This is a genomic window from Kaistella jeonii (genome assembly GCF_000812865.1).
GTDB classification, from domain to species: Bacteria; Bacteroidota; Bacteroidia; order Flavobacteriales; family Weeksellaceae; genus Kaistella; species Kaistella jeonii.
Genome location: NZ_JSYL01000015.1, coordinates 17,685 through 30,508, shown reverse-complemented (window position 1 = coordinate 30,508; position 12,824 = coordinate 17,685). Strand labels below are relative to the sequence as shown.

Annotated in this window: 11 protein-coding genes; 1 reads left to right on the top strand and 10 read right to left on the bottom strand. The window is 36.0% G+C overall.

Annotation, left to right across the window (positions count from 1 at the left end; genetic code table 11):
- The first annotated feature begins 145 nt into the window (after positions 1-145).
- Positions 146-1,219 (top strand): glucokinase, encoded by a 1,074-nt coding sequence (gene glk / locus OA86_RS14020; protein ID WP_039354516.1) that lies wholly within the window; start codon positions 146-148, stop codon positions 1,217-1,219.
- Between the two features lie 46 nt (positions 1,220-1,265).
- On the opposite strand, the gene pgi is transcribed toward glk, so the two are convergent.
- The 10 genes from pgi to tkt form a co-directional block, all read right to left on the bottom strand.
- Positions 1,266-2,918, bottom strand: coding sequence for a glucose-6-phosphate isomerase (gene pgi, locus OA86_RS14015; protein WP_039354512.1), 1,653 nt, complete (start codon positions 2,916-2,918; stop codon positions 1,266-1,268).
- 69 nt (positions 2,919-2,987) lie between these two features.
- Positions 2,988-3,314: a zinc-binding dehydrogenase gene (locus OA86_RS16120; protein WP_311316325.1), complete on the bottom strand. Its 327-nt coding sequence runs from the start codon at positions 3,312-3,314 to the stop codon at positions 2,988-2,990.
- 3 nt (positions 3,315-3,317) lie between these two features.
- Positions 3,318-3,989 carry an NADP-dependent oxidoreductase gene (locus OA86_RS14010; RefSeq protein ID WP_311316324.1) on the bottom strand — a complete coding sequence of 224 codons (672 nt, stop codon included), beginning with the start codon at positions 3,987-3,989 and terminating at the stop codon, positions 3,318-3,320.
- A 79-nt stretch (positions 3,990-4,068) separates the two neighbouring features.
- Positions 4,069-4,803: a 6-phosphogluconolactonase gene (gene pgl, locus OA86_RS14005; RefSeq protein ID WP_198410768.1), complete on the bottom strand. Its 735-nt coding sequence runs from the start codon at positions 4,801-4,803 to the stop codon at positions 4,069-4,071.
- Positions 4,803-6,326 carry a glucose-6-phosphate dehydrogenase gene (gene zwf / locus OA86_RS14000; protein ID WP_039354509.1) on the bottom strand — a complete coding sequence of 508 codons (1,524 nt, stop codon included), beginning with the start codon at positions 6,324-6,326 and terminating at the stop codon, positions 4,803-4,805. The genes pgl and zwf overlap by 1 nt, the downstream gene beginning before the upstream one ends.
- A gap of 45 nt (positions 6,327-6,371) precedes the next feature.
- Positions 6,372-7,802 (bottom strand): NADP-dependent phosphogluconate dehydrogenase, encoded by a 1,431-nt coding sequence (gene gnd / locus OA86_RS13995; RefSeq protein ID WP_039354506.1) that lies wholly within the window; start codon positions 7,800-7,802, stop codon positions 6,372-6,374.
- Between the two features lie 4 nt (positions 7,803-7,806).
- Positions 7,807-8,430: an HAD family hydrolase gene (locus tag OA86_RS13990; protein ID WP_039354503.1), complete on the bottom strand. Its 624-nt coding sequence runs from the start codon at positions 8,428-8,430 to the stop codon at positions 7,807-7,809.
- Positions 8,431-8,433: 3 nt separating this feature from the next.
- Positions 8,434-9,522 carry a transaldolase gene (gene tal / locus OA86_RS13985; protein WP_039354500.1) on the bottom strand — a complete coding sequence of 363 codons (1,089 nt, stop codon included), beginning with the start codon at positions 9,520-9,522 and terminating at the stop codon, positions 8,434-8,436.
- Between the two features lie 153 nt (positions 9,523-9,675).
- Positions 9,676-10,140, bottom strand: a complete 465-nt coding sequence (locus OA86_RS13980; RefSeq protein ID WP_039354497.1) for an RpiB/LacA/LacB family sugar-phosphate isomerase — start codon at positions 10,138-10,140, stop codon at positions 9,676-9,678.
- Between the two features lie 55 nt (positions 10,141-10,195).
- Positions 10,196-12,205 carry a transketolase gene (gene tkt / locus OA86_RS13975; RefSeq protein ID WP_039354495.1) on the bottom strand — a complete coding sequence of 670 codons (2,010 nt, stop codon included), beginning with the start codon at positions 12,203-12,205 and terminating at the stop codon, positions 10,196-10,198.
- Positions 12,206-12,824 lie beyond the last annotated feature (619 nt).

Below are 12,824 nucleotides of genomic sequence, written 5' to 3'. Positions count from 1 at the left end.
CTAAATTTAATTTTCAAGTATAATAAATTCCAGCAATCCGAAAAAACTTTATTAAGTTGTTAAAATTCCGGTTAGCATTTTCATAATATTACTTATATTAAAACCTTATTCTCTGACAAGGTGAGAACTTTAAATATAATCAAAAATGGAGAAATTTAAATCAATTTCCTTACCCGATATTTCAGAAGCCAAATTACCGATGGCTTATCCTTCACAGAAAAATAAATTACCCAATGCTGGGATTGTTTTAGCTGCCGATGTTGGCGGAACGAAAACGGAACTCGCACTTTTCCAAATTCAAAAAGGAAAATTGGTTTCCATTAAAAATCAACGTTATCCGACAAGTGATCACAATTCTTTTGTAAAGGCGATCCGTCATTTTCACGAAGATAAATCTTCTACTATTAATTGCGCATGTTTAGGTGTGGCCGGAACGGTTGATGGTGATAAAGTTCGCGGTGTAAACTTTGCCTGGGAAATCGACGCGAAAAAATTAGAATTAGATTTAAATATAAAACGAATATCGCTTATCAATGACTTGCAAGCCAATGCTTATGGATTGTCTGCTCTTGAAGATTCGGACTTTGAAATGCTGACTAAAGGTGAAAAAGAAAAAGGCAATGCAGCGATTATTTCTCCCGGAACAGGTCTTGGTGAAGCGGGAATGTATTGGGATGGTGATTATTTTCATCCTTATGCGACGGAAGGTGGTCACTGCAATTTCAGTCCAGGCAATGAACTGGATGTGGAATTATGGAAATTTTTAAAAACAAAATTTGACCATATCAGTTGGGAAAGAGTTGTTTCTGGACAGGGAATTCATAATATTTATCAATTTTTACGAATTTATAGAGACATAAAAGAACCCGGATGGCTTACCATACAATTTCTAAATGAAGATCCATCCGTCGCAATATCGACTGCTGCCAAAGAAAATAAAGATGCTGTTTGTGTTGAAACGCTTCAACTTTTTGTAAGGTATCTCGCAATAGAATCTGCTCAACTTTCATTAAAAGCTAAAGCAACGGGAGGAATTTATATTGGTGGAGGAATTGCACCAAAAATCCTTGACTTAATCGATAAAAAAGAATTTTACAAAAATTTTATCAATGTCGGTCGCATGGAACATTTGCTAAAAAGCATTCCTGTGAAAATAGTACTCAACGATAAAACTGCTTTGATTGGTGCAGCGTATTATGCAGCGATGGGAATCATCTAAAATATTCGAAACCTTTAATCTTTTCTTCAAAAATTCGATAAGATTTTTACGCCCTCCATTTTTTATAAGCATTAATCAATCCGTTCGTAGAAGCATCATGCGATTCTACATTATTATTATTTTCAAGTTGTGGAAGTACTTTTTGGGCTAATTGTTTGCCGAGTTCTACACCCCACTGGTCAAAACTGTAAATATTCCAGATTACTCCCTGTACAAATATCTTATGTTCGTAAAGTGCGGTCAATGATCCTAAAGTAAATGGCGTAATCTCTTTAAGCAAGAAAGAATTGGTCGGTTTATTTCCGGTGAAAACTTTAAACGGAATTAATTTCTCAATACTCGCTTTATCCATTTTACTATCCTTCAATTCATCGGCAACTTCGTCAGTAGTTTTTCCATTCATTAATGCTTCTGTTTGCGCGAAAAAGTTAGATAATAAAATCGGATGATGTTCCCCAATTGGATTATGGCTGATCGCAGGTGCAATAAAATCACACGGAATTAAATGCGTTCCCTGGTGAACGAGCTGATAAAATGCGTGTTGACCATTTGTTCCAGGTTCGCCCCAAACGACAGGACCTGTTGCATAGTTAACGTCATGTCCATTTCGGTCGGTATGTTTACCGTTGCTCTCCATATTTCCCTGTTGAAAGTAGGCAGGAAAGCGGTGCATATATTGATCGTAAGGGAAAATAGCTTCTGTTTCTGAACCAAAAAAATTAGTGTACCATAAACCAACCAAAGCCATCGTCACAGGAATATTTTCTTTAAAATCTGTATTTTTAAAATGATGATCGGTTGATTCTGCACCTTTCAATAATTGTTCAAAATTATCGTAACCAATGGTGAGTGCGATAGAAAGTCCGATGCTGCTCCAAAGACTGTAGCGACCTCCTACCCAATCCCAAAAAACAAACATATTTTCGGGGTCAATTCCAAATTCTTTCACGCCTTTTTCATTGGTTGAAAGTGCCACAAAATGTTTCGCCACAAATTTCTCATCTTTTGCAGAGTTCAAAAACCAATCACGTGCAGTTTGAGCGTTGGTCATTGTTTCCTGCGTGGTAAATGTTTTTGAAGCAATGGTGAAAAGCGTTTCTTCCGGATTCAAATCTTTTAGCGTTTCCACTATTTGAGTTCCATCGACATTTGAAATAAAATGTGCCTGAATTCCATCTATCCAATAAGGTTTCAATGCTTCAGTTACCATCACTGGACCAAGATCACTACCACCGATCCCGATGTTTACGATATCTTTTATTTTTTTTCCACTGTAACCTTTCCATTCTCCACTGTGAATTTTTTTACAGAAAACTTTCATTTTCTGACGGGTTTCCCGAACTTCCAGCATAATATCTTCACCATCAATGACTATGGGTTTATCCGAGAAATTTCGCAATGCAGTGTGCATAACTGCGCGATCTTCAGTTCCATTAATCTTTTCACCATTAAACATTGCTTCCATTGCAATTTTTACCTTACAATCATTCGCCAGTTGCAAAAGTTTTTCAAGCGTTTCCTCAATAATAATATTTTTAGAATAATCAAAAAGAATATCGTCAAATTGAATAGACATCTTCTCAAACCGTTTAGAATCCTGAGCAAATAAGTCTTTCATCTGAACGGTTTTCATTTTGGTTTGATGAGCAATTAGTGCTTTCCAAGCGGGTGTTTCTGTAGGATTTATTTTAGGGAACATATCAGCGTTTTTTAGAATTGTGTTTTTAATATTTATATTTTTTCAAATATCAATTTCAATTAACAGAAATTATTTCATTTTAATGATTATTTTTCCTTTTGCATGCCCTGACTTTTGATAAAGCAAAGCATTAATGGATTCAGAAAAAGGAAATATCTTATCAATGATGGGTTTTACAATTTTTTCTTCTGCCAGTTTTTTAATCATCTCTAGCTGTTTATTATTGGGCTGCATAGAAATTAGTTTATAGTAGGCAGCTTTCTCCTTGATCTTTCCCGTCAGTTTTATTCTTTTGAAGTATAAATAAATTCGGGCAACTATATTAAGTCCCATCTCTTCTGCAGTTTCGTCATCAACCGGACCAATTAATGAAATTACTTTGCCGCCTACTTTTATTACTTAAAATGCATCTACGGTATATTTTCCACCAAGTGTATCGTAAACAAAATCGATGTCTTTTACAATGTCCAGATAATTTTCAGTTTTATAATCGATGACCCGATCCGCACCCAATTCTTTTACCCAAGAAATATTCGGAGTACTAGTTGTAGTATAAACAAAAGCTCCTATGCTTTTGGCATACTGAATTGCAAATGAACCAATACCGCCGGAACCAGCATGTATCAAAATTTTATCTCCAGATTTTAAATTTCCTCTTTCAAAAGCCTGAATCGTTGTAAGACCAACCATCGGTAAAGCTGCAACTTCCTCAAAATTTAAATTCTTTGGTTTAAGACAAACCATATTTTCGTCAACCGCAATAAACTCAGCAAAAGAACCACGCGATTTTTGCGGAACACTGGAAAATACCTCATCTCCAACTTTAAGACCAAAAACATTTTTTCCTTTTTCGCGTACGACACCTGCGAGATCGTAACCAATACCTGTGGGGAAATTTAATTTAATGACTTGTTTTAAAAGTCCTTCAATTATTTTATAATCAATGGGATTTGTGCTTGCAACGAAGACTTCGATTAAAACCTGGTTGTCGTTTATGGTAGGTTTTTCAATTTCATTGAAAGCTAAATTACTTTCGATGTCGCCGTACCCTTTTATTTGCAGTGCTTTCATTAGAATTAATTTTATTAAAGTTAAATCGCATCTTGAGTTAAATTATCTTTTTTTTACAAATAAATGCTCAGCAAAATAATTATTTGTGCTTCAATAAAGAAGCAGCTTTTTCGTCTAAAAACCACTGCACTTTATTTTCGTCCTCTGTAATTAAACGAGCAGGATATTCAGTTACAGAACCCGAACTATCTTCCAAAATATGAAAAACTGCCTTTGCTTTTGCTTCTCCGAAAACTAGAAACGCAATATGTCGCGATTGATTAATTAAAGGTGCTGTCATCGTAATTCTATATTGATCGACTTCGTCAACAAAAACCGATTTAATCGTTGCTTCAGTTTCATTCAACACCGAAGTATTTGGAAAAAGTGAAGCAGTATGTGAATTGTCTCCAAGACCTAAAAGATTTAAATCAAATTCCACCAGTTTTCCTTGAAAATGAGAAGTTATTGAATTCCAGTATTTCTGCGCAGATTCTTCCGGCGAACCCGAGGTATCAACTTCAAAAATATTGGAATTTTTAATTTTTAAAGGTTCAAATAAGGCTTCTTTAACCATGAGAGAATTCCGTTGAGAATCATCTGCAGGAACAAATCTTTCGTCACCAAAGAAAAAATAAATTTTTTCCCAATCGATTTTATTTCTATAGGATTCAGAGGCTAACAACTCATATAATTTTTTTGGTGAACTACCACCGGAAAGCACAAAATTAAATTGTCCGCGAGCTTGAATTGATTCTTTAGAAACTTCGCTAATTCTGTCAGCCAAATCTTTTATTAAATCGTCAACATTTTTATATATTTTCAACTTCATCATTACTCTTTTAAATTTTTGTCGGGTAAATTGATCCAGTGAAAACCATCTTTTGCGATCAATGCTTCTGCATTTTCCGGACCCCAGGAATTGGCTGGATAATTAGGGAAATCGGGCATTTTATTATTTTCCCAGTAATCAAGAACCGGCATCACTACTTCCCACGCAGCTTCTACCTGATCCGCTCGCATAAATAAAGTTTGATCTCCAGAAATGACATCCAATAAAAGCGTTTCGTAAGCTTCTGGAGAATCAATTTTGGTTTTTCCTAAATAATCAAAAACCATATCTACGGTATTTAAAGTCATTTCTAAACCTGGCGTTTTACTTTCCAATTGAAACTTAATCGACATATCGGGCTGAATACTGATAATGAGTCGGTTTTGCTTTGGAAGATTTTCCGCTTTGTTCGTAAACATATTATGAGGAACTTCCCGAAACTGAATGATGATATGAGAAGCCGATTTATATAATCTTTTCCCAGTTCTTAAATAGAAAGGAACTCCTTGCCAACGCCAGTTATCAACATAAAATTTCATAGCAGCGTACGTTTCAGTATTGGAACCTGGATCAACATCAATTTCATCGCGGTAACCCGGAACTTCTTTTCCTTCAACCCAACCAGGACCGTACTGACCGCGAACTGCGACTTTATCGATCATTCCAGGAATAATTTTGCGCATTGCTTTCAAAACTTCTACTTTTTTATCACGCACCAAATCTGCGTCAAAGTTCACAGGAGGTTCCATCGCAATGATACATAATAATTGAAGCAAGTGATTTTGAATCATATCCCGTAAAATTCCGGCATGGTCAAAATAACTTCCTCGGTCTTCTACACCAATTTGTTCCGTAACAGAAATCTGGACATGTTCAATATGCGTTCGGTTCCACAAAGGTTCCATAATGGTATTGGCAAAACGGAATGCCATCACATTCTGTACGACTTCTTTTCCGAGATAATGGTCTATTCTATAGATTTGCTTTTCATCAAAAATGGTGAGCAATTTCGCATTCAAAGTTTTTGCAGAATCCAGGTCCCGACCAAATGGTTTCTCAATGATGATCCGTGTAGTGTCTTTATTATTTTCTAATTTACTTTTTGAAACATTCTCTGCTATGGTACAAAATAAATCGGGCGAGACGGCACAGTAATACAAAATAGCAGGATCTTGTTTCCACTCTGCTTTCAGTTTACTGATGCTTGCTTCAAAATCATTATATGACGCAACGTCTTTAATATTCGCTGCCTGATAAGTAATATTTGCGGAAAATTTTGCCCAGTCTTCTTTCTTTGCTTTACCGGTTCGGGAAAATTCATTAATTCCAACTAATAAGGAACTTCGATATTTTTCATCGGTAAATTTCGTTCTTGAAGTTCCTATGATGGCAAATTTTTCAGGAAGCCGATTTTCAAGGAATAAGTTGTACAATGCGGGAATAATTTTCCTTTTCGTTAAATCTCCATTACCACCGAAAATAATTAAAACAGTGGGAGTCGTTTCTATAACGGATGTTTTAGTCATAATTTTAATTTTTTAAATATTTGGTTTGATGAGAAGGATTAAATTTTAATTACCTCCATCTTCCCAGTCCGTATGAAAAACACCTTCTTTTCCTCTCAGTTCGTAAGTGTGTGATCCGAAAAAATCCCGTTGTGCCTGAATCAAATTTGCCGGCATTTCCTCATTTCGAAAATTATCAAAATAACTTAATGCTACCGCAAACGCTGGAACAGCAATACCGTGAAGAGCCGCATCTGAAACAACAGTTCGAATTCCAGAAATACTTTTAAGGAGATTTTTGTGAACAGAATCGTCTAAAAATAAATGTTTCAATTTTGAATCTTTTTTATAGGCTGCATAAATATCTTCTAAAAATTCTGAACGGATAATACAGCCACCACGCCAAATTTTTGCAATTAAATCTAAATTAAGATCATATTTAAATTCTTCATTCGCACTATAAAGTAAATGCATTCCTTGCGCATAAGCTGAAACCATAGCGAAATAAAACGCCTCTTCCAATTGGGCGATATATTCACCTTTTTTATCTGTAAATTTTATTTCTTTTGGATCAGGATACATCTGCGAAGCTTTGGTACGCAAATCTTTATATTTGGAAAGATCACGCATGGAAACTGCAATATCGATGATCGGAACTGGAACCGTAAGATCCATCGCTGCTTGCGAAGTCCATTTACCAGTACCTTTTGCTTTTGCTTCATCTTTAATATCGTTGAAGAAAAGATGATCTTCTCCTTTCTTTTTATAGGCGAAAATATCACGGGTAATTTCTATCAGGTAAGATTTTAAGCGACCATCATTCCACTTTTTGAAGACTTCGTAGATCTCTTTATCATCCATTTGAAGTCCTTTTTTCATGACTTCGTAGGTTTCAGAAATTAATTGCATCAGTGCATATTCAATTCCATTATGAACCATCTTCACAAAATGTCCGGCGGAACGCTCACCCATATATGCAACGGTAGGTTCACCATTAACATGAGCAGCAATTTTCTCCAGAACAGGTTTTATCGTTTCATAGGCATTTTTATCTCCTCCCGGCATCATACTTGGACCTTTTCTCGCGCCTTCTTCACCGCCGGAAACTCCCATCCCAACGAAGTGATATCCTTTTTTTTCTAAATCTGCAAAGCGCCGTTCTGTATCTGTAAAATGTGAATTTCCTCCATCGATAATAATATCACCTTTGTCGAGGACTTCGAGCAGTTCACCAATTACCGCATCAACAATTTTACCTGCCGGAACAAGCATCATTACTGTTTTCGGACTTTTTAAATTTTCTACAAAGGCCTTTAAATCTGAATAAGCATGAATATCATTTCGACTTAAATTATTAAGCGTATCGACTTTTTTAGGATCATTATCGTACCCAGAACAGTTATATCCATGATCGGCAATATTCTGTAAAAGGTTGGAACCCATTGTTCCCAGTCCGATCATTCCAAATGAACTTTGATTTTTATTTTCTTGTATCATGATATTATTTTCGTATAAAATTTTCTAGAATACTTTTAGTCGTTTCAAAATTTTGATGTTGAATACTATTCATTCCCAGTTTTTTAGCTGCATGAACTAGCATTGGTCTGTCGTCAAAATAAACACATTCGTCGGGTTTAACCTGTGTAATTTCCATAGCCCTTTTGTAAATTCTTGGATCGGGTTTTCGCATTTTTAAATAACAGGATGAGAGAAATCCGTCAAACAGATCATGTAATTTAAAAGTCTTAATTCGATAATCATTAAGCTCCTCATTTTCATTACTTAGCGCAAATACAGCTAGATCAGTTTGCTTTTTCCAGGATTTTGACCACTCAAGCATTTCCGGTAATTCTACAGATTCTTCAAACATAAACTGTTTAAAATCCTCTTTCGAAAAATCTCTTGGTTGATTAAAAAGAACGGTATCTAAATACTCATCAAGGGAAATACTACCAATTTCAAAAACATTGTAAATGAAATTATGCAGAATATTCATTTCGGTAAAATCAAAATCAAAAACTTTCGCTGCCTTTTCACGTGATTCGTGATCCCAACCATTAGTTAGCAAAACACCGCCGATGTCGATGAAGACTACTTTAATTTTCGCTATATCAAAATCAATCATTAGTTATAGTTTACGTTTTTGACTGTCTATACTTTTGATCAGTTTTTCATAAGCCTGGTTGAATTTTTCAATTCCTTCATCTTCGAGTTTCTGGGTGATTTTGTCGATATCAATTCCTTTATTCTGAAGCTCAACCATTGCTTTATTTGCAGAATCAATGTCTTGTGTTAAAGTATCTGCAACTTTTCCGTGATCCCGAAATGCATCAATTGTTTCGATGGGTAAGGTGTTGATGGTGTCTTTTCCGATAATACTTTCCACATACAAAACATCACTGAATGAGGGATCTTTTGTTCCAGTACTTGCATAAAGAACCCGCTGTTTTTGTGCGCCTTTTTCTTCTAATTTTTTGAAACGATCACTTGCAATCATTTCAAGATAAATTTGATAGGCTTTTTTCGCCGAAGCAATCGCTATCTTTCCTTTTAGATTTTGGGATCCTTTTTCCTCAAGCATTGGATCGACCATTACATCAATTCTGCTTAGAAAAAAGCTTGCTACAGAAGAAATTTCTTTGATTGAATTGCCTTCTTTGAGCCGATCTTCAAGTCCGCCCATGAAAGCTTCTGTTATTTCGTGATAGCGAGGAAGACCGAAAAGCAATGTCACATTAATATTAATTCCTTCTCGTAAACATTCTCGAATTGCAGTCAATCCTTCTTTTGTTCCCGGAATTTTTATCATTACATTTTTTCGATCGACTCTTTTCCAAAGTTCGCGCGCCTGTTGAATCGTTCCGTCTGTATCTCGTGCTAAATAAGGTGAAACTTCCAAACTTACGAAACCGTCTTTACCGCCAGTTTTATCAAATACTGGCTTAAAAATATCTGCAGCTCTCTGAATATCTGCGATCGCCAAATCGAAAAAAATAGCGGCATTATCACTTTCTGCTTGTGAGAGTTTGGCTATATCATGATCGTAATCAGAACTTCCGGTAATGGCTTTTTCAAAAATCGAGGGATTTGATGTAAGACCACGGAGGTCGTCATTATCAATTAAACTTTGCAATTTGCCTGAGTTCATAATTTCGCGATCGAGCAAATCGAGCCAAATACTTTGACCGTGACTTCTTATGTTATTTAGTGGGTTCATTTTGTTTGTTTTTAAAATTTATATTTGAATGTCTATTTACTGTCAGAATAAAATTTTAACGCAACGACGCATAAAAACTTTACTTAAAGTACTCTTTGTTAAGATGCAAATGCATTTCACTTAGCAAAGGGTTGAAATAAATTTCTTATATTATCAATTGTTTTCTAATTTTTGAATTTTCTTGAGTCGCCGCAGATGTCTTTCTGCTCCAATAAATTGAGCATTTAAAAAAGCTAAGACGAGTTCTTCAGCACTCGCATATCCAGTTACGCGACCACCGAGACAGATTAAATTCATATTATCATCTTCAACACCTTGATGCGCTGAAAAATAATCTGCAATCAAAGCGGCTCTTACTCCCATAACTTTATTTGCAGCGATACACGCACCTACTCCACTTCCACAGATCGCGATGCCACGGAAAACTTCTCCATTAGCAACCGCTTTTGCGAGCGGAATGACATAGTCAGGAAAATCATCAGCGCCGTCTAATTCCTTGGCGCCAAAATCCACAGGTTGAAATTGGTTTTTAATCAAAAAATTTATTATTCTCTCTTTGAGTTCGAAACCGCCGTGGTCTGCACAAATTCCTATTTTTTTTATTGATTCTGGGGACATTGCTTTTTTATTTAATTCGGTATGAATTCTTTTTATGGGAAGTTACTTGATAATATTAATCTTTTTTAGAAAGCAAATTTTGTGCTCTCTTGATTACGTTTTCTACGGTGAAACCATATTCCTTCATTACCTCTTCGCCCGGTGCAGATTCACCGAATCTATCGATACCGATGACATCACCATCATCAGTCGTGTATTTCATCCAGCCAACTGTTGAACCGGCTTCTACAGCCAATCTTTTCCTAATCTTTTTTGGGAAAACTTTTTCCTTATATGCCGCACTTTGTTGATCAAATAAATTCCAACTTGGCATGCTAACAACTCTCGCTTGAATATTATTTTTCTTCAATTTTTCCTGAGCAGCCAAAATCAATTGAACTTCAGATCCTGTTGCAATCAGTATAATATCTGGTTCACCCCCGGAATCTGAGAGGATGTAAGCTCCTTTCTCAAGATTTGTGGCTTTACCATATTTTTCCTGATCGATAACTGCAATTCCCTGTCTGGTGAGAACGATACAAACCGGTCCATCTTTGTGTTCGATGGCAACCCGCCAAGCTTGAGCCGTTTCGTTTGCATCTGCCGGTCGAATTACGGTCATATTTGGAACTGAACGCAATCCAATTAATTGTTCAACTGGTTGATGCGTAGTTCCATCTTCGCCCAATGCAATACTGTCGTGGGTAAAAACCATAATGGGACGGATTTTCATAATGGAAGCCAATCGAAGTGGTGGTCGCATATAATCTGAAAAAATCAAAAACGTAGCTCCGTAAGGAATTAGGTATTTACTTAATACCATTCCGTTTAATACTGCTCCCATCGCATGTTCCCGAATTCCAAAGTGGAAGTTGCGACCGTCTCGGTGTTTTACAGAAAATGATTTATAATCATCAAGATTGGTATCTGTAGATGGGGCAAGATCCGCTGAACCGCCAATCAATTGTGGAAAATAATCTGCAATGGCATTCAAGGTTTTACCGGACGCTTTTCTCGTCGCTAATTCAGTACCAGCTTCAAATACAGGAAGTTTTTTCTGCCAATCGTCGGGAAGTTTTCCAGCAGTGATGTCCTCATATTCTTTGGCAAGTTCGGGATGTCTTTTTTTGTAATTTTTATATAGTAAGTTCCAATCATCTTCATTTTGAGCAGATCTTTCGCCTGCTTTTCTGTAAAAATCTAAAACCTCATTTGGAATGATGAAATTTTCATCGGGATCGAATCCGAAATTTTCTTTAACCAATTTCACCTCATCTTCTCCAAGAGCTGAACCATGTGCAGCCGCAGTATTGTGTTTGTTCGGACTTCCATAACCTATTATACTTCTCACTTTAATTAAAGAAGGACGACCCTTTTCTTCCTGAGCGCTTTTTATTGCGCTTGAAAGAGCTTCCAAATCGTTGATATCTGATAAGTTCTGAACATGCCATCCGTAAGCTTCAAATCTTTTGGAAACATCTTCTTCAAAAGCCAAATCGGTATTTCCTTCGATCGTAATGTGGTTATTATCGTAGAAATAAATCATATTTCCTAAACCTAAATGACCAGCAAGAGAAGCTGCTTCTGCGGAAACACCTTCCATTAAATCGCCATCACTACAAATTGCATAAATTTTATAATCAAAAATATTAAAATCCGGTTGGTTGTAGCGTGCCGCCATATATTGTTGCGCAATTGCCATTCCCACTCCATTCGCAAATCCTTGTCCTAAAGGTCCTGTCGTAACTTCGATTCCTGGCGTGAGACCATATTCTGGGTGACCTGCAGTAATGCTGTGAAGTTGTCTGAAATTTTCAATATCTTTTAGCGTAATTTTATATCCGGTCAGATACAAATAACTGTATTGCAACATACAGGCGTGACCACAGGAAAGGACGAATCGGTCGCGATTTACCCACTCCGGATTTTTGGGATTGTAATGCATTATTTCTGACCATAAAACATGACCTAAAGGCGCAAGAGCCATTGGTGTTCCAGGGTGTCCTGAATTTGCTTTTTGTACAGCATCTGCAGATAAAACTCTTACGGTGTCAATACTTTTCTGAATTAAATTTTTAGTTTCCATATTTCTATACTTCTTCTTTAATTTTTACTTTTATTGCATTTTTTTTGGTTCTGTAGAATTTAAAATCACGTCAATAAACCTTTCATAGATGAAGCAATTTATAGTCCATTTAATAAAGTTTACTATGTTGTTGCAGAAACTACCAATGAGAAGATGTGAAAACATCCAGACAAACAATGCAAATACAACTTGCAATTTGTAATGTGGCAGATTCATCTACTGTGAGCTCAATTTTTAATTTTTAAAAATGATGGTATTAAAGGTAGTATCTATTTTGCGGAATGATTTACAAAACCCAACTGATAAATTACATTATTCCCACGTGAGTACAGTTGTTACGTTTTTAATGTTGGTAACGCCGTTAAAACATCCTGTACATCTGTTTGATAAAACTCCCGTTTTTTTGAGAGTATTTTATTGAGAAATCTCATCAAGAACGGACCTAATAAAGTGTACCAAATCATCAAAATCAATACGCTGCGAATAATTAGATAAAGCGAATTTTGCCAGGCTTTAGAAGCATTATTAAAAAAATAATTGGTATAACAACATTCCTAAAAAGGCTTGAAATGCAACCGCAAAACACTCTGTAATAGGCGTATAAGGACTAACTCCAGCT